Source organism: Phytopseudomonas daroniae (assembly GCF_004327275.1).
Lineage (GTDB): Bacteria > Pseudomonadota > Gammaproteobacteria > Pseudomonadales > Pseudomonadaceae > Aquipseudomonas > Aquipseudomonas daroniae.
Window position 1 is genome coordinate 416588 of the sequence record NZ_QJUJ01000003.1, and the last position, 17701, is coordinate 434288.

The 17701-nt window shown below is 63.4% G+C and carries 15 protein-coding genes; 8 read left to right on the top strand and 7 right to left on the bottom strand.

Annotated features, from left to right (window positions below; translation table 11 throughout):
* Positions 1-3 precede the first annotated feature (3 nt).
* Entirely contained in the window at positions 4-2343 is a 2340-nt protein-coding gene (locus DNK10_RS09905) for a Tex family protein (RefSeq protein WP_131191424.1), read from the bottom strand.
* 332 nt (positions 2344-2675) lie between these two features.
* On the opposite strand from DNK10_RS09905, the gene ompR reads away from it, so the two are divergent.
* Positions 2676-3413, top strand: a complete 738-nt coding sequence (gene ompR / locus DNK10_RS09910) for an osmolarity response regulator transcription factor OmpR (protein ID WP_131180899.1) — start codon at positions 2676-2678, stop codon at positions 3411-3413.
* A gap of 79 nt (positions 3414-3492) precedes the next feature.
* Positions 3493-4806, top strand: coding sequence for an ATP-binding protein (locus tag DNK10_RS09915; RefSeq protein WP_131180900.1), 1314 nt, complete (start codon positions 3493-3495; stop codon positions 4804-4806).
* A 111-nt stretch (positions 4807-4917) separates the two neighbouring features.
* Here the strand turns inward: DNK10_RS09915 and DNK10_RS09920 are convergent, their stop codons facing one another.
* From DNK10_RS09920 to rimB, 3 genes are read right to left on the bottom strand one after another with little or no spacing between them, the layout of a single operon-like run.
* The gene (locus tag DNK10_RS09920; RefSeq protein ID WP_131191425.1) at positions 4918-5814 is read right to left on the bottom strand and encodes a S66 peptidase family protein; all 897 of its coding nucleotides are present in this window, start codon (positions 5812-5814) and stop codon (positions 4918-4920) included.
* On the bottom strand, positions 5811-6716 hold the full coding sequence (rimK, locus tag DNK10_RS09925; protein WP_042554499.1) for a 30S ribosomal protein S6--L-glutamate ligase: 906 nt from the start codon (positions 6714-6716) through the stop codon (positions 5811-5813). Before rimK ends, DNK10_RS09920 begins: the two co-directional genes overlap by 4 nt.
* The gene (gene rimB, locus DNK10_RS09930; RefSeq protein WP_131180902.1) at positions 6713-7180 is read right to left on the bottom strand and encodes a retropepsin-like aspartic endopeptidase RimB; all 468 of its coding nucleotides are present in this window, start codon (positions 7178-7180) and stop codon (positions 6713-6715) included. Before rimB ends, rimK begins: the two co-directional genes overlap by 4 nt.
* A gap of 134 nt (positions 7181-7314) precedes the next feature.
* Here rimB and DNK10_RS09935 point away from each other — a divergent pair, with 134 nt between their 5' ends.
* The gene (locus DNK10_RS09935) at positions 7315-7722 is read left to right on the top strand and encodes an RNA-binding S4 domain-containing protein (RefSeq protein ID WP_131180903.1); all 408 of its coding nucleotides are present in this window, start codon (positions 7315-7317) and stop codon (positions 7720-7722) included.
* On the opposite strand, the gene DNK10_RS09940 is transcribed toward DNK10_RS09935, so the two are convergent.
* Positions 7686-8510, bottom strand: coding sequence for a phosphatase PAP2 family protein (locus tag DNK10_RS09940; RefSeq protein ID WP_131191426.1), 825 nt, complete (start codon positions 8508-8510; stop codon positions 7686-7688). The two genes, DNK10_RS09935 and DNK10_RS09940, sit on opposite strands and share 37 nt — an antisense overlap.
* A gap of 218 nt (positions 8511-8728) precedes the next feature.
* On the opposite strand from DNK10_RS09940, the gene hslO reads away from it, so the two are divergent.
* The 3 genes from hslO (at position 8729) to DNK10_RS09955 (ending at position 13416) form a co-directional block, all read left to right on the top strand.
* Positions 8729-9616 carry an Hsp33 family molecular chaperone HslO gene (gene hslO / locus DNK10_RS09945; RefSeq protein WP_131191427.1) on the top strand — a complete coding sequence of 296 codons (888 nt, stop codon included), beginning with the start codon at positions 8729-8731 and terminating at the stop codon, positions 9614-9616.
* Positions 9617-9775: 159 nt separating this feature from the next.
* The gene (locus tag DNK10_RS09950; RefSeq protein WP_131191428.1) at positions 9776-11317 is read left to right on the top strand and encodes a phosphoenolpyruvate carboxykinase; all 1542 of its coding nucleotides are present in this window, start codon (positions 9776-9778) and stop codon (positions 11315-11317) included.
* Between the two features lie 173 nt (positions 11318-11490).
* On the top strand, positions 11491-13416 hold the full coding sequence (locus tag DNK10_RS09955; protein WP_131191429.1) for a RecQ family ATP-dependent DNA helicase: 1926 nt from the start codon (positions 11491-11493) through the stop codon (positions 13414-13416).
* Here DNK10_RS09955 and DNK10_RS09960 read toward each other — a convergent pair.
* Positions 13380-14333 (bottom strand): LysR family transcriptional regulator, encoded by a 954-nt coding sequence (locus DNK10_RS09960; RefSeq protein WP_131191430.1) that lies wholly within the window; start codon positions 14331-14333, stop codon positions 13380-13382. The two genes, DNK10_RS09955 and DNK10_RS09960, sit on opposite strands and share 37 nt — an antisense overlap.
* 129 nt (positions 14334-14462) lie before the next feature.
* On the opposite strand from DNK10_RS09960, the gene DNK10_RS09965 reads away from it, so the two are divergent.
* Together DNK10_RS09965 and DNK10_RS09970 are read left to right on the top strand one after the other, a co-directional pair.
* Entirely contained in the window at positions 14463-15383 is a 921-nt protein-coding gene (locus DNK10_RS09965; protein ID WP_131191431.1) for an aldo/keto reductase, read from the top strand.
* Between the two features lie 94 nt (positions 15384-15477).
* Positions 15478-16812 carry an NTP/NDP exchange transporter gene (locus tag DNK10_RS09970; RefSeq protein ID WP_131191432.1) on the top strand — a complete coding sequence of 445 codons (1335 nt, stop codon included), beginning with the start codon at positions 15478-15480 and terminating at the stop codon, positions 16810-16812.
* Here the strand turns inward: DNK10_RS09970 and DNK10_RS09975 are convergent.
* Positions 16802-17686: a LysR family transcriptional regulator gene (locus DNK10_RS09975; RefSeq protein WP_131180911.1), complete on the bottom strand. Its 885-nt coding sequence runs from the start codon at positions 17684-17686 to the stop codon at positions 16802-16804. The genes DNK10_RS09970 and DNK10_RS09975 overlap by 11 nt on opposite strands.
* Between the last annotated feature and the right edge of the window lie 15 nt (positions 17687-17701).

Genomic DNA, 17701 nt, shown 5'->3' on the forward strand with positions numbered 1-17701 from the left:
GGCTTATTTCCTCAACTGTTTGGCGTTGGCGAATAGCGACGCCATGGCGGCATTGGCCGGGGCTGGCTTTTCCTGCCCGGAGTGACGTTCGCTGCGTGGCGTTTGTCCACCTTTGCCGCCACCCTGGCGACCACTACTGCGTGCGCCACTGCGTACGCCTTCTACCTTCTCGCCGGGCGTGTCGCCCATGCGCATCGACAGGGCGATGCGGTTACGCGGGATGTCCACTTCCATGACCTTGACCTTGACCACGTCGCCAGCCTTGACCGCTTCGTGGGGATCCTTGATGAATTTCTCGGACAGCGCGGAAATGTGCACCAGGCCGTCCTGATGAACGCCGATATCGACGAAGGCGCCGAAGTTGGTCACGTTGGTGACCACGCCTTCGAGGATCATCCCCAACTCGAGATCCTTGAGGGTTTCCACGCCTTCCTGGAACTCAGCGGTCTTGAATTCGGGGCGCGGGTCGCGGCCGGGCTTTTCCAGTTCGCTGAGGATGTCGCCGATGGTTACCAGGCCGAACGTCTCGTCGGTGAATTTCTTAGGATCCAGACGCTTGAGGAAGCCGGCATCGCCGATCAGCGAGCGAATATCGCGACCGGTGTCGACGGCGATGCGCTGCACCAGCGGGTAGGTTTCCGGGTGCACCGCGGAGGCATCCAGCGGGTTGTCGCCATTCATCACGCGCAGGAAGCCGGCGGCCTGCTCGAAAGTCTTGTCGCCCAGGCGCGGGACTTTCTTCAGCGCGTCACGGGTCTTGAACGCGCCGTGGGCATCGCGGTGGGCGACGATGTTCTGCGCGAGAGTGGCATTGAGCCCGGAGATGCGCGCGAGCAGGGCGCTGGAGGCGGTGTTCACGTCCACGCCAACGGCGTTCACGCAGTCTTCCACCACGGCGTCCAGGCTGCGTGCCAGTTTCAGCTGGGAAACGTCGTGCTGGTACTGGCCCACGCCGATGGATTTCGGGTCGATCTTGACCAGCTCGGCCAGCGGATCCTGCAGGCGGCGGGCGATGGATACGGCGCCACGCAGGGAGACATCGAGATCAGGGAATTCCCTGGCGGCCAGTTCCGAAGCCGAGTACACCGAAGCGCCGGCTTCGCTGACCATGATCTTGGTCATCTTCAGGCCCGGGTATTTCTTGATCAGCTCGATGGCCAGCTTGTCGGTCTCGCGGCTGGCGGTGCCGTTGCCGATGGCGATCAGATCCACACCGTGCTTGGCGCACAGCCTGGCCAGCACGTTGAGGGTGCCGTCCCAGTCGTTGCGCGGCGCGTGAGGGTAGACGGTGGCGGTATCCAGCACCTTGCCGGTGGCATCGACCACGGCGACCTTGCAGCCGGTGCGCAGGCCAGGGTCGAGGCCAAGGGTCGCGCGCGGGCCGGCCGGGGCGGCCAGCAGCAGGTCATGCAGGTTGCGGGCGAAAACGCTGATGGCTTCGTCCTCGGCGCCTTCACGCAATTCACCCAGCAGATCGGTTTCCAGGTGGGTGTAGAGCTTGACCTTCCAGGTCCAACGCACCACTTCGCCGAGCCATTTGTCAGCGGCGCGGCCCTGGTTGGAAATGCCGAAACGCTCGGCGATCATGCCCTCGCAAGGGTGCAGGGTGCCGGGAAGTTCTTCGCCGATCTTGAGGCTGGCGCTGAGGATGCCTTCGTTGCGACCGCGGAAAATTGCCAGGGCGCGGTGCGAAGGGGCGCTCTTGAGTTTCTCGTCATGCTCGAAGTAGTCGCGGAACTTGGCGCCTTCCGCTTCCTTGCCGGCGATCACGCGGGCGCTGAGAGTGGCGTTGTCCTTGAGGAAACCGCGCAGGCTGCTGAGCAGGCTGGCGTCTTCGGCAAAGCGCTCCATGAGGATGTACTTGGCACCTTCGAGTACCGCCTTGGTGTCGGCGAAGCCCTTTTCCGCGTCGATGAAACGGGCAGCTTCGCTTTCCGGGGTCAGGTTCGGGTCGTTGAACAGTGCATCGGCCAACTCGCCAAGGCCGGCTTCCAGGGCGATCTGGCCCTTGGTGCGACGCTTCTGCTTGTAGGGCAGGTAAAGGTCTTCGAGGCGGGTCTTGGTGTCGGCGAGGTTGATTTCGCGGGTCAGCTCGGGAGTCAGTTTGCCCTGCTCCTCGATGCTGGCGAGGATGCTGGCGCGGCGATCGTCGAGTTCGCGCAGGTAGCGCAGGCGCTCTTCCAGATTACGCAGCTGGGTATCGTCGAGGCTACCGGTGACTTCCTTGCGATAACGTGCGATGAACGGCACGGTGGAGCCTTCGTCGAGCAGTGCGACGGCGGCGGCGACCTGTTGCGGGCGTACGCCCAGTTCTTCGGCGATACGGTTGTTGATGCTGAGCATAGAAAGAAGAATCCACCCTGAGAAACCTGTCCATGATCCGCTGAGCCCTCTATAAAGGCTGACTCGCAGCATCCTGAACACGTTCTTTCACTATAAAAACCGGCCTCGCTCATGATCGGCCGGACTATAAAGCGGCGCATTATAGCCACGCAAAGATACGCGCATGCCACCCGCCGCAAGTTGCAGTCAGACCGTAAAGGAGAGCGAAGTGCACTTCGAGCAGCGAAAAATCTGCTAACAATGGACAATACGTGGTCTATACGGCCTCTGAGCCATAATGCCGCGTTGAAGTCGGGCGCGTCGCGTCGCGGATTCTCGATCAAGGAGCCCCTATGAGCAGCACTGCAGCACAACCGGTCGAAGGTGAGAAAATCCTGATTGTCGACGACGATGCCCGTCTGCGGCGTCTGCTCGAGCGTTTCTTCGACGAACAAGGCTACCGCGTACGCGCGGTGGAGAACGTCGAACAGATGGATCGTCTGCTGTCGCGCGAACTGTTCAATCTGGTGGTACTCGACCTGATGCTACCCGGCGAAGATGGCCTGAGCGCCTGCCGTCGCCTGCGTGCTTCGAACAACCAGGTACCGATCATCATGCTCACCGCCAAGGGTGACGAGAGCAGTCGTATCCAGGGTCTGGAACTGGGTGCCGACGATTACCTGGCCAAGCCGTTCAACCCGCGTGAACTGTTGGCGCGGATCAAGGCCGTACTGCGTCGTCAGGCGCCGGTGGTGCCGGGCGCACCGGGCAGCGAGGACGAGAGCGTCACCTTCGGTGACTACGAACTGTCTCTGGCAACCCGCGAGCTGAAGAAGGGCGAGGAAGTGCACATGCTCACCACTGGTGAGTTCGCCGTGCTCAAGGCGTTGGTGCAACATGCCCGCGAACCGCTGACCCGCGACAAGCTGATGAACCTGGCCCGCGGCCGCGAGTGGGATGCGCTGGAGCGTTCCATCGACGTGCAGATATCCCGCCTGCGTCGGCTGATCGAGCCGGATCCGTCCAAGCCGCGTTACATCCAGACCGTCTGGGGCGTGGGCTACGTGTTCGTGCCGGACGGCAACAAATGAAGCTTCAAGCTTCAAGCTTCAAGCTTCAAGCTAGCCGCTCTGAGTCCTCTTGTGGCTTGCCGCTTGAGGCTTGCCGCTGGTGAAAGCTCCGCTGTGGTTCCCGCAAAGTTTCTTCTCGCGCACCCTCTGGTTGGTGCTGATCGTCGTGCTGTTCTCCAAGGCGCTGACCCTGGTTTATCTGATGATGAACGAGGACGTGCTGGTCGACCGTCAGTACAGCCATGGTGCAGCGTTGACGTTGCGTGCCTACTGGGCGGCTGATGCGGAGGATCGGGCCAATATCGCCGCGGCCGCCGGGCTCAAGCGGGTACCGCGCACCGAGGTGCCGGCCAGCGAGGAACACTGGCCGTACAGCGAGATTTTCCAGCGGCAGATGCAGTCCGAGCTCGGCCCGGATACCGAAACCCGTGTGCGGGCCAAGAGCCCACCCGCCTTGTGGGTGCATGCGCCGACATTGGGCGATGACTGGCTGCGGGTGCCGCTCTATCCCCATCCGCTGCGCGGTCAGCGCATCTGGAGCGTGTTGGGTTGGTTCCTCGGTATCGGCTTGCTGTCCACCGCGGCCGCCTGGATTTTCGTGCGTCAGCTCAGCGAACCGCTCAAGCGACTGGTATTCGCGGCCCGGCAGTTTGGCCAGGGGCGCAGCGTGCGCTTGCCAGTCAGCGATACGCCGAGCGAGATGACCGAGGTGTATCGCGCCTTCAACCAGATGGCCGAGGATGTCGAGCAGGCGGCGCGCGAGCGTGAGCTGATGCTGGCCGGTGTTTCCCATGATCTGCGCACACCACTGACGCGGCTGCGCCTGTCGCTGGAGTTCCTCAATCATGACTCCGAGCTGACCGACGACATGGTGCGCGATATCGAGGATATGGACGCCATCCTCGATCAGTTCCTGGCCTTCATACGCGACGGGCGTGACGAGCCGGTGGAGGAATTGAATCTGCCCGAGCTGATCCGCGAAGTGGTGGCGCCCTACAACCAGAAACAGGAGCAGGTGAGTCTGTTTCTGGAAGCGGTGCCGGCGTTTCCGCTGCGCCGGGTGTCGATCAAGCGGCTGATCGTCAACCTGATCGAGAACGCCCTGCGTTACGGCGGCAGTGCCGTGGAAATCGTTCTATCGGTGGCCGATGACCACAGCGCACCCTACGTGGTGCTCAGCGTGCTGGATCGCGGTACCGGCATCGACCCGAGCGAGCTGGGTAATATCGTCAACCCGTTCATCCGCGGCGACCGTGCCCGCGGCGGCCAGGGTGCCGGGCTTGGCCTGGCCATCGTCAAGCGCATCGCCTCCTTGCATGGTGGCAGCGTCGAATTGCGCAACCGCACTGGCGGTGGGTTGGAAGCACGTATCTGTCTGCCGTTGGGGCTGCTATTGCCGCGCGACGCAGCATGACATGCAGTTGCCCAGCCCGCACGGGCTGGACTACCCATGGACATGCCCATGGGCGAGGCGGACTTGCCGATGCGGATAGATACACCGTCGCGTGTTTGTTCCTGGCGAGCGCTACCAGCTGAGGGTTGCACCCTGCAGCCGTGCGAGCCGGCCATAGGGCCAGGCGAAGTTGGCGTCACCGTGGCCGCTGGCTAGATCGCCGTACAACGGGATATCGAACGGTGCCAGGTATCCGCCGATGATCTCCTCGATGCTGTGTTGTACGCCGCGCCGTGGGCAATCGGTGAAGCTGCCCAGGCATACCGCCGCCGGGCGCTGCTCGCCGAAGCTTTCGAACAGCTGCCAGAAGCTGCGTTCCAGGCGGTAGTAAGGTTCGCCGACATCTTCGAGGATCAGGATGGCGTTGTCCGGCAGTTGCATGCCGGCAATGGTGCCGCAGCCGCTGGCCAGGGCGGTGAGGTTGCCGCCAACCAGCGTGCCCTCGACGGGCGACTCGGGGCCGCTGATATGCCGCACCGGCAATGGCTGACTGCGATCCTGCAGCAGATCCCACAGCGAGCGTATAGAGGCCAGGCGCTCGCGCTGGCCGGTCGGCGCTGACAGCGTTTGCAGGCCCAGCGCGGTGGTGACCGGGCCGTGGATGGCCGGCAGGCCATGGCGCCCGAAGGCGTCGAGCAGCAGCGACAGGTCGGAGTAGCCGATCAGCGGGCGCGGGCTGGCGTTCTGCAGCAGCGCCCAGTCGATGCCCGGCAGCAACTGCGCGCAGCCGTAGCCGCCGCGCAGGCACCAAACCGCATCGATATCCGCTAGGGTGAAGGCCTGGTGCAGATCTTCCAGGCGCTGCGCCGGCGTGCCGGCCAGGTAGCGATGGCGAGCCCGCACGTGGCGGCCCAGATGGTAGTCGATGCCGAGCGCCTCGAGCTGCGCCAGGGTCGCTTCGAATACGTCTTCGGCGATGGCCGAGGCGGGGGCGATCAGGGCCAGGCGGCCTGCGAATGGCGTACTCATCCTTTACCCTTGGTGCGAGTCAGGTTCGGGCCGCCGTTCTTTTCCAGAAACTGGATGATCATCCCGGCGACGTCCTTGCCGGTGGTCACCTCGATGCCTTCCAGACCGGGCGAGGAGTTCACTTCCATCACCAGCGGGCCATGATTGGAGCGCAGGATGTCGACGCCGGCCACCGACAGGCCCATGACCTTGGCCGCGCGGATGGCAGTCATGCGCTCTTCCGGTGTGATCTTGATCAGGCTGGCGGTGCCGCCGCGGTGCAGGTTGGAGCGGAATTCACCCGGTTTGGCCTGGCGCTTCATCGCGGCGATGACCTTGTCGCCTACCACGAAGCAGCGGATGTCGGCGCCGCCTGCTTCCTTGATGTACTCCTGCACCATGATGTTCTGCTTGAGGCCCATGAAGGCCTCGATCACCGATTCGGCGGCCTTTTCCGTTTCACAGAGCACCACGCCGATACCCTGGGTGCCTTCCAGCACCTTGATCACCAGCGGGGCGCCGTTGACCATGTCGATCAGGTCGGGAATATCGTCCGGCGAGTGGGCGAAACCGGTCACCGGCAGGCCGATACCGCGGCGCGACAGCAACTGCAGCGAACGCAGCTTGTCCCGTGAACGGGCGATGGCCACCGATTCGTTGAGCGGCACCACGCCCATCATCTCGAACTGGCGCAGCACGGCGCAGCCGTAGAAGGTCACCGAGGCGCCGATACGCGGGATCACCGCATCGAAGCCTTCCAGCGGTTTGCCGCGGTAGTGGATCTGCGGCTTGTGGCTGGCGATGTTCATGTAGGCGCGCAGGGTGTCGATCACCACCATTTCATGGCCGCGTTGCTGCCCGGCTTCGACCAGGCGGCGGGTGGAATACAGGCGCGGATTGCGCGACAGCACAGCGATTTTCATTGGGCAACGCTCGGGTCGGGAAGCACGGGTTTGTCTTGGACGTAAGTGAGCGCCGGATTGACCACCAGTTGGCCATCCACCAGCGCCTTGGAACCGAGCAACATGCGATAACGCATGGTCTTGCGGCTGGCCAGGGTGAACTCCACCGGCCACAGTAGATCGCCCAGCATCAGGCTGGTGCGGATCACGTAGCGGCTCTGCGCCTGGCCATTGGAACTCTTGATGCTCTTGAACGCCACCAGGCGCGCCTCGCAGCGATGGCGACGCTGCACCTGGGTGCCAATATAGGCCGTGAATCTTACCCAGCGTTCACCGTCGCGCTCGAAGGGCTGGATATCGCTGGCATGCAGGCTCGAGGTGCTGGCGCCGGTGTCGATCTTGGCGCGCAGGCCGATGATGCCCAGCTCCGGCAGGTTGACCCATTCGCGCAGGCCGATCACGTTGAGGTGGTCGAATGTCTTCAAGGTGAGGCTTCCGTAACAGACCCGCAGAGCCTATAAAGGTCGGCATTGTAGTGATGGCATGTGACAAGCGCATCCTGGCGAAGATGCGTTTTACCATGTCATGCAAGCGTAGCGAATTCATTGTGGAGAGATGTTTGAGCGACAAAGACGACAACAAGGTGCGCCTGGATAAATGGCTGTGGGCCGCGCGCTTCTTCAAGACGCGAGCGCTGGCCAAGGCTGCGATCGAGGGCGGCAAGGTGCATTGCCGTGGCGAGCGCTGCAAGCCGGGCAAGGAACCGAAGGTAGGCGATGAGTATGTGATTCGTACCGGTTTCGACGAGCGTACCGTGATCGTGCAGGCGCTGTCGGTGGTGCGTCGCGGCGCGTCAGAGGCCCAGGCGCTGTATGCCGAGACCGGGGAGAGCATCGTGCGCCGCGAGCGGGCCGCCGAGCAGCGCAAGGCTGGCGCCCTGGGTGTACAGACCGACGGGCGACCCAGCAAGAAGCAGCGCCGGCAGTTGTTCTACCTGCGCGGCGGCTCCGGCGATTGGGTGGAGTGATTCCCGCCGATCACGCTGAATGACCTCAGCAATGGCACCTTTGCCAGGCAGCGTGTCAGCGGGGAGGTCAATCGCTCGATGACCGCGCTGGCACGGAAAGCCAGCGGTGTGTAGCAGCTCCAGGCGATGCCCAGCACGCTGAGCAGCACGCCGCCGACGAAGGCATCCGCACCCCAGTGTGCGCCGGCCACCAGGCGTGGCAGCATGCCGATCACCGCGACCGTCCAGACCAGCGCCCGGCGCCAGCCGCTGACGAAGAAACTGCAGAACATCGCCCAGATCATCAGCACCGAAGCGTGATCGCCAGGGAAGCTGCGGCTGGCACTGTCTTTCAGATCCCAGCGTTCTTCCCAGGCCGGGAACAGCTCGGTGAGCCGGGCGCTGCCTTCCACCAGCAGCGAGGGGCTGGCGTGTTGCCAGCCCATGTACTCGACCAGGTCGGCGAACAGCACGCGCATCAGCAGCATCACGATCAGTGCTACCAGAAAGGCGTAGAGCCCGGTGCGCACCTGGGCCGCCGGGAACACCAGGCCGGCGCGCAGCATGATTGCCAGCATCACCAGGCCCACGCCGGCGTCCACCGGGCGCATGCTGCCGATGGCCCAGATATGCGCCCACAGGCCGCCGGCATGCACCGGGTCGTTGAGCAGGTGGAACAGCCACAGATCGAACTGATTCCAGTAGATGCGGGTCACCGGCCATAGCCAACTGGCGAACAGCAGGGCGATGAGCAGGTGGCTGATGATCAGGGCGCGGGGGCGCCATTGGGCATTGAGAGCGAGATGCATGGCAGGGAGCTTTCGAAGAAAACCACCGATTCTAGGCAGCCTGCGCGCTGCCTTGGTGCCTTTCAGGCTCTTGTTCAGGCAGTGTTCAGGAGGCTGCGGCTTGGCCGTTCTTCGCATTCAGCTTGGTCAGCGTCGCGTTTGCGCCTAAAATTGCCGGCCCCCAGGCCAACCGGCGCTAATCCTTGGCCTGTCTCGCATCTTTCTGCAGGCGATTCGTTATGTCCGACTTCACCCAACGCTTTCTTTTCGACGACACCGATGTGCGCGGTGAACTGGTCGGGCTGTCCGGCAGCTACAGGCAGGTGCTGGCCAAGCACGATTATCCGCGTCCGGTGGCGCAATTGCTCGGGGAGTTGCTGGCCGCCGCATCGTTGCTGGTCGGTACGCTGAAGTTCGACGGTTTGCTGGTGCTGCAGGTGCGTTCCGAAGGTCCGGTGCCGCTGCTGATGGTGGAATGCTCCAGTGACGGCGAAGTGCGTGGCATCGCCCGCTACGAAGCCGAGCGCATCACCGAGGGTGACGGCCTGCTGCAACTGATGCCCGAAGGCGTGATGGCCATGACCGTGGATCCTAAACAGGGCCAGCGTTATCAGGGGATCGTCTCCCTGGACGGCGATACTCTGGCCGACTGCCTGACCAACTATTTCGCCACCTCCGAGCAATTGGCCACACGCTTCTGGCTATGTGCCGACGGCCTGCGTGCCCGCGGGTTCCTGCTACAGCAGCTGCCAGCCGATCGTCTGACCGATGACGAAGAACGCGCTGCCAGCTGGGAGCACCTGGTGACCCTGGCCGATACCCTGCAGAGCGAGGAATTGCTGGGCCTGGACAACGAAACCCTGCTGCATCGCCTGTACCACCAGGAGACGGTTCGTCTGTTCGATCCGCGCCTCATCCAGTTCCGTTGTAGCTGCTCTCGTGAACGCTCGGCCAAAGCGCTGGTCAGTTTAGGGCAGGCCGATGCCGAGCTACTGCTCGGCGAGCATCACGGCCGCGTGGAAATAGACTGCCAATTCTGCAACGAACGCTATGGGTTCGATGCCGCCGACATCGCCCAGTTGTTCGCCGGTGGAGGCAGTCAGCAGCCCTCTGACACCCGTCACTGAGGGCCGCCAGCAACGCGCAGGGTGTTCTGATTGGATTGGGGGGCTGCACCCGCAGTCCGCTTTTCTGGCATAATCCGCGCACTTTTTTAGCTGTAGTCCTGCTCAGTGCATGACTACAAACGTTTGGAAGACTCGGCCGTTCGGCCGACGGGGACTCACATGACGCAAGCCAACAACGCTGTGTACACCGACATCAGCACCGCTCAACTGGTCGAAGAAGCCCTTCGTCGCGGTGAGGGCGAACTGGCGTCCACTGGTGCTCTGGTTGTACGCACCGGCCACCGTACCGGGCGTTCTCCGGTCGATCGCTTCATCGTCGATGAGCCGAGCACCTCGGCCGACATCGGCTGGGGGCCGATCAACCGCAAGTTCCCGGCCGACAAGTTCGATGCCCTGTGGGATCGTGTTCAGGCGTTCTCCGATGCCCAGGACAGCTTCGTTTCCCACGTTCATGTAGGCTCCGCCGAAGCTCACTACCTGCCCGTCAAGATGACCACTGCCACTGCCTGGCAGAACCTCTTCGGCCGTCAGCTGTTCATCGAGCCGACCCAGTACAACCCGTCCTCCAAGCAGGAATGGCAAGTGCTCAACGTCGCCAACTTCGAGTGCGTGCCTGAGCGTGACGGCACCAACTCCGACGGTTGCGTGATCATCAACTTCGCCAAGAAGAAGGTGCTGATCGCTGGCATGCGCTACGCCGGTGAAATGAAGAAAGCCATGTTCAGCGTGCAGAACTTCCTGCTGCCGGCCGCCGACGTGCTGCCGATGCACTGCGCTGCCAACATCGGCGAAGAAGGCGACGTGACCCTGTTCTTCGGTCTGTCCGGCACTGGCAAGACCACCCTGTCCGCCGATGAAAGCCGTTACCTGATCGGTGACGACGAGCACGGCTGGGGCACCGGCGTGGTGTTCAACATCGAAGGCGGTTGCTATGCCAAGTGCATCGACCTGTCCGAGAAGAACGAGCCGGTGATCTGGAAAGCCATCAAGTTCGGTACCGTGCTGGAAAACGTGGTGCTCGACGAGCAGCGCTCGCCGGACTACAGCGACGACAGCCTGACCCAGAACAGCCGTGCCGCCTACCCGCTGGAATTCGTCGAGAAGCGCAGCGAGAAGAACCTCGGCGGCGAGCCGAATGCGGTGATCTTCCTGACCTGTGACCTGACTGGCGTACTGCCGCCGGTGTCGATCCTCAACGAAGAGCAGGCGGCCTATCACTTCCTGTCGGGTTACACCGCACTGGTCGGTTCCACCGAAATGGGTTCGGGCAGCGGCATCAAGTCGACCTTCTCCACCTGCTTCGGCGCACCGTTCTTCCCGCGTCCGGCTGGCGTCTACGCCGAGCTGCTGATCAAGCGCATCCAGGCGTTCGGCTCCAAGGTCTATCTGGTCAACACCGGCTGGACCGGTGGTGGTTACGGCGTCGGCAAGCGTTTCAACATCCCGACCACTCGTGGTGTGATCGCAGCGATCCAGAGCGGCGCACTGATCGGTACCGAAACCGAGCAACTGCCGATCATCAACCTGAGCGTGCCGAAGGCCGTTCCGGGCGTCGAGACCAACCTGCTCAACCCACGCAACACCTGGGCTGACCAGAATGCCTACGACGAGGCTGCCAAAGGCCTGGCCAAGCTGTTCATCGACAACTTCACCAAGTTCGATGTCAGCGATGCCATCAAGAACGCCGGCCCGCAGCTCTAAGCGAGCCAGAGCAAAAGAAACCGCCTTCGGGCGGTTTCTTTTTTTAGCCGCAAGCTTCAAGCCGCAAGCCACAAGTAAGGGCGGCTTGGCTACACTCTCGAAGCCGACGCCGCAGGCTTTTCTCTTGCAGCTTGAGGCTTGCAGCTTGCAGCTGATTCAAAGGAGTGACAGCTATGACTACCCTGCAGCGCGTCTTCGGTTTCAATCAATTGCGGCCTGGCCAGGAAGCGGTGATCAGTGCCGTGCTTGCCGGCCGATCAGCCGCAGCGATCTTCCCAACCGGCTCGGGCAAGTCCCTGTGCTACCAGTTGCCGGCGTTGCATTTGCCGCACCTGACCGTGGTGGTCTCGCCGCTGCTGGCGCTGATGCAGGATCAGCTCGCTTTCCTGCATCGGCACGGCATCAGTGCGGCCAGTATCGATTCGGCGCAGAGTCGGGAGCAGGTCAGCGAAACCATGGCCAAGGCCAAGTCCGGTGAGCTGAAAATCCTGATGATTTCGGTCGAGCGCCTGAAGAACGAGCGTTTCCGCAATTTCATCGCCGGCGTACCGATTTCCCTGCTGGTGGTCGACGAGGCCCACTGTATCTCCGAATGGGGCCACAACTTCCGCCCGGATTACCTGAAGCTGCCGGACTATCAGCGCCAGTTCGGCATCGCCCAGGTGCTGCTACTGACGGCCACGGCGACGCCGCCAGTGATTGCCGATATGCAGAAGAAATTCTCCATCGCCGCGGATGACGTGGTCACCACTGGTTTCTATCGCGCCAACTTGAACCTGCTGGTCGAGCCGGTGGCTGGCCGTGACAAGCAGCGCCGGCTGGTCGAGTGGCTCGGCGCCAAACAAGGCCAGCCGAGCATCGTCTACGTCACCCAGCAGAAGACCGCGGAACAAGTGGCTGAGCAGCTTAGCCAGCGTGGCATCACCGCCAGCGCCTATCACGCCGGTATGGGGCATGAGGCGCGCGAGGCGATTCAGCGTCAGTTCATGGACGGGCGCATCAACTGCATCGTCGCCACCATCGCCTTCGGCATGGGCATCGACAAACGCGACATTCGCAACGTGGTGCATTTCGATCTGCCCAAGTCGGTGGAGAACTACAGCCAGGAGATCGGTCGCGCCGGCCGCGATGGCGAGGCATCCGACTGCCTGGTACTGGCCAATCGCGACAGCCTCAATGTGCTGGAAAACTTCGTCTACGGCGATACGCCGGAACGCGACGGCATCATCCGCGTGCTCGAAGAGATTCGTGCAAACGCCGAGGATGGCCAGTGGGAACTGACCATCAATGCGCTGAGCGACCACAGCAATATCCGCCAGCTGCCGCTCAAGACGCTGCTCGTGCAGCTGGAACTGCGCGGCATCATCGCGCCGCGCTATGCGTACTTCGCTGAATACCGCTTCAAGTACCTGATCGAACCCACGGCCTTGCTGGAGCGCTTCGAGGGGGAGCGGCGGCAGTTCGTCGAGGCCATAGTCAACGCCTCGACGCGGGCGCGTACCTGGTGCACGGTGGATTTCGAGGCGTTGTATCGCGGTCATCAGGCGGAGCGGGCGAGAGTGGTCAAGGCGCTGGATTTCTTTCAGGAGCGCGGCTGGATCGAACTGGAAAGCAAGCAGATGACCGATGTCTATGCCGTACTGCAGCCCGGTTTCGAGACTCAGGCGTTGGCCACCGAGCTGCATGATTACTTCCTGGCCCAGGAAGCCAGCGAAATCCGTCGTATCCAGGCCATGCTCGAGCTGTTCGCCAGTGAGCAATGCCTGAGTCACCGCCTGGCGGTCTACTTCGGTGATGAGCGTGCGCCACGCCAGTGCGGGCATTGTTCGGTCTGTCGCGGCCAGGTCGCCCATTTGCCCGAACCCCCTGTGCTCGCGCCGCTGGCAGGCCGCGATCGCAATGAGTTGTGTGGGGCGTTCATCGGCAAGTATCAGAGCGCCCGTGGCGATGAATTGCCCAGTAACGAATGTCTGGCGCGTTTTCTGTGCGGCATCAGCGTCCCGCTGTTCACCCGGCTCAGGGCCCGGCAGATCAGCGGCTTCGCGGCGCTCGAGGATTATCCCTACGCCGACGTGCGGGACTGGTTGGCCGCGAGCTGACGCTCCGCCAACTCGGCGATGTCCTGCTGCCAGCTCTGTTCCAGGCGCTCGCCGAGGAACTCGACGAAGCGCCGTACGCGTGGTACCTGCTGGCGGCTGGTCGGATAGAGCGCATGCAAAGGGGCGTCCGGTAGCCGGTAGCGTGGCAGCACCCGTTCCAGACGCCCGGCCCTGAGGTCGGCCGCCACATCCCAGATGGATTTGCTGACGATGCCCTGGCCCTGCAGTGCCAAGGCGTGGGCCGCTTCGCCGTCGTTGCACAGAATGCTGGCCTGAACCCGCACCTGCAGCGGGACGCCGTCCTGTTCGAAACGCCAGTGCATGCGTTCCTGATCACCGATCAGCAGGCAACTGTGTTTGTGCAACTGCTCGGGATGCGTCGGGCGGCCGTGCCAGTCCAGGTAGGACGGCGAGGCGCAGAGCACCCGGTTGTTCGGCGCCAGTTGCCGGGCGATCAGGCTGGAATCGGCAGGCATACCGAAGCGGATAGCGATGTCCACCTCGTGCTCGAGCAGGTCGACCAGGGCATCGCCGAAATTCAGCTGGATGCGCAGCTCCGGATATTGTTTGCGGAATGTTGCGATCAGCGGGATCAACTGGCGACGGCCGAAGCCGAACGGCGCGCTGATGCGCAGCAATCCGTCGACCTGTTCGCGGCGTTGCAGGAGCATCGCTTCCGCGACATCCACCTCGTCGAGAATGCGCCGACAGTGGGCATGGAACAGCCGGCCTTCTTCCGTCGGGGCCAGGCGCCGCGTGGTGCGCTGCAGCAGGCGCACGCCGACGCGGGCCTCCAGGCGCGCCAGGCGCTTGCTCACCACGGCAAGGGAAAGATCCAGTTCCCGAGCGGCCGCCGACAGGTTGCCCGCACGCAGGATACGTTCGAACAGGCGCAGATCACTGAGGTCTTCGAGCATGGGCTTAGTCAACCATGGGGAAACAATGCATATCGTTTCTGGAGAGAATGGGGCGGGCAGCCCTGACCATACTCGCCTTTCACCCGTTGCGGCCAGTCCGGCCGCATCCTTGTCCCGCCAGGAGGCCCTATGCCAACACGTCGCCAGTTCATCCAGCGCAGCAGCGCCCTCGCCGCCATGGCCAGCATGGCGCCCTTGTTTCCCTCGTTCAGTTTCGCCGCGGACACCCTGCTCAAGCGGGCCATTCCGGCGACCGGCGAAACCCTGCCGGTAATCGGCCTGGGCACCTCACGTACCTTCGACGTCGATCCGGCATCGGCGGACATGGCGCCGCTGCAGGAAGTGGTCAAGGCCTTCGTCGACGGCGGCGCCACACTGATCGATACGGCGCCGAGCTATGGCCGTTCGGAAGCGGTCACCGGCGAACTGGTCAAGCGTACCGGCACCGGCGATCGGGTGTTTCTCGCGACCAAGGTCTCGTCCACCGGGCGCGAGGCCGGCCTGCAGCAGATCGAGGCCGGCTTCAAGGCCCTGCAGACCGAGCGCATCGACCTGATCCAGGTACACAACCTGCAGGACACCGCCACCCAGCTGGGGCTGCTGCGCGAGCTCAAGGAGCAGGGGCGGATTCGTTATGTCGGCGTGACCCATTACCTGGAGTCGGCCCACGATGACCTGCTCGCGACGCTGGAAAAGGAACCGGTGGACTTCGTCCAGTTCAATTACTCCATCGGTGCGCGCAATGCCGAACAGCGGCTGCTGCCCTATTGCGCCGACAAGGGCATCGCCACGCTGATCAACCGCACCTACCAGGCCGGCGAACTGTTCGCCAAGGTGCGCGGCAAGGAAGTGCCGCAATGGTTGCAGAGCGAGTTGGGGGCGACCTCCTGGGCCCAGGTGATGCTCAAGTTCGTACTGGCCAACCCGGCGGTCACCACGGTGATCCCGGCCACGTCCAACCCGCGCTATGTGCTCGACAACCTGCTGGCAGGCCAAGGGCAACTGCCGGATGCCGCACAGCGTGCGCGGATCGTCGAGCTGTTTGCCTGAGGCGTCATGGAACGGGGCGGCTATGCTGCCCCCATAGCAAACGCTGGCGTTTCCCTGGGCTGCGCCGTCGTTCCCGCCTTGCCGAGGAGTACTAATGACCCTTGCCACCTCTCTATCACAGCGCGTGACCCGCGCGATCAATGCACAGCCCGGTGAGCTGGTCGCCGCTCTGTCGGGCTTCGCGCTGTTTTTCTGTCTGTTCTGCGGCTATTTCATGCTGCGGCCGATCCGTGAATCGATGGGTATCCAGGCCGGCGTGGAAAACCTGCAGTGGCTGTTCACCGCGACCTTCGTGGTGATGCTGCTGGCCGTGCCGTTGTTCGCCTGGCTCAATTCCAGGGTGCCGCGCATCCATTTCATCGACTGGGTCTATGGCTTCTTCTGTCTCAACCTGCTGGCTTTCGCCGTGGCGTTCAGCGTCATGTCCGAGAGCCTATGGTTGGCACGGGTGTTCTACGTGTGGATCTCGGTCTACAACCTGTTCGTGGTGTCGGTGGCCTGGAGCCTGATGGCCGATGTGTTCGACTCGCCCCAGGCCAAGCGGCTGTTCGCCTTCATCGCCGCAGGCGCCAGCGTCGGAGGCCTGGCCGGGCCGGCATTCAGTGCGCTGCTGGTGGGCGCTATCGGTGCCAGCGGCCTGGCGTTGCTGGCCGCGTTGCTGCTGGCCGGGGCTCTGGCGCTCAAGCATTACCTGATGGGCTGGCGCGAGCGCGCTGGTGCCGGGCGCCCGGGTGCCAGCCGGGCGGAGAATCCGCGGTGGCCGGTAGCGGGTAATCCGTTCAGCGGCATGACGCGGGTGTTCAGGTCGTCCTACCTGCTGGGGATTTCCGCTTTCGTCATCCTGCTCGCCACGGTCACCACCTTTCTCTATTTCGAGCAGGCGCGGCTTGTGGCCGAGCTGTTCCCAGATCGCAGCGAGCAGGTGCGGGTGTTCGGTTTGATCGACTTCGTGGTGCAGGTTGGCGCGCTGCTGGCACAGCTGTTCATCACTGGCCGGGTCGCCCAGCGCCTGGGTGTGCGCACCCTGCTGGCAGCTGTGCCGATACTGGTGTGCGTGGGTTTTCTCGCCCTGGCCATGGCGCCGACCTTCGCGGTGCTGGCCGGGTTGATGATCGTGCGGCGCATCGGTGAGTACGCATTCGTGCGGCCGGGGCGGGAGATGCTCTTCGCGCCGCTGGATGCCGAGAGCAAGTACAAGGCCAAGAACTTCATCGACACCGTGGTCTATCGCGGCGGTGATGCCGTCAGCGGTTGGGCCAAGAGCCTGATCGACATGCTCGGTTACGGTGTAGCGTTGATCGCCGTGATCGGTGCGCTGTGTGCGGCCATCTGGGGTGTGCTCGGCTGGTACCTGGGCGGTCGTGCCGATCGCGGTGAAACCGGCGTTCAGCCGCCACGCGAGGACAGCGAGCCTGCGCTCACGCGTTGATCAGCGTGCGTGCCTCGGCGAAGCAGGCCTCTGCCAGTGCCGAGCGTGGCGCGCTGCGACGCATGATCAGGCCCAGGGGCGCCAGTGTGTGGGCGTCCTCGATGGGCGTCAGCACCAGGTCGTTGGTGAACTCGGCGAGGCCGTTCTGCAGCGGCATGATCGAGCAGCACAGGCCGGCACTGACGGCCTGCAGCAGCTGGTGCACGGCATCGGTTTCCAGTTTCGGCAGCGGCGTCAGCCCGCGTGAACGGAAGCTGTGGTCGATCGACTGGCGAAAGTGCATGCCGGCAGAGAGCAGGCCCAGTGGCAGGTCGATCAGGTTTTCCCAGCGCAGGGTGGTTTCCGTGAACTGGTAGTGCCGACGGTCGTACAGCAGGCCCATGCGCGTCGCCGCCAGTTCCAGGCTGTCGAAATGCTCGCGGTCGAGGCGGTCGAGGTACGACAGCCCGAGGTCGAGCTGATTACTGCCGAGGCGCTCGAGGATCTGGTCGCTGCTCAGGGCGAACAGCTGGAAGCGCAGCCCGGGATGTTGCTCAGCGAACAACTGCACCAGATCCATCGGATCGAAACCGGATAGCGGCACCACGCCGAGGCGCAAGGTGCCGACCAGTTGCCCGCGACAGGCCGCCGCTTCGGCGTACAGGCCGTCATGGGCAGCCATCAGGCTGCGTGCCCAAGCGAGAATGCGTTCTCCTTCGGCACTGAACCCTTCGAAACGCTGCCCGCGCCGCACCAGTTCCAGGCCCAGTTCGTCTTCCAGGTTGCGCAGGCGCATCGACAGCGTCGGCTGTGTAACGTGGCAGCGGGCGGCCGCCTGGCCGAAGTGCCGGGTCTCGTCGAGGGCGATCAGAAACTTGAGCTGCTTGATATCCATGGGCGCTTCGTCGGG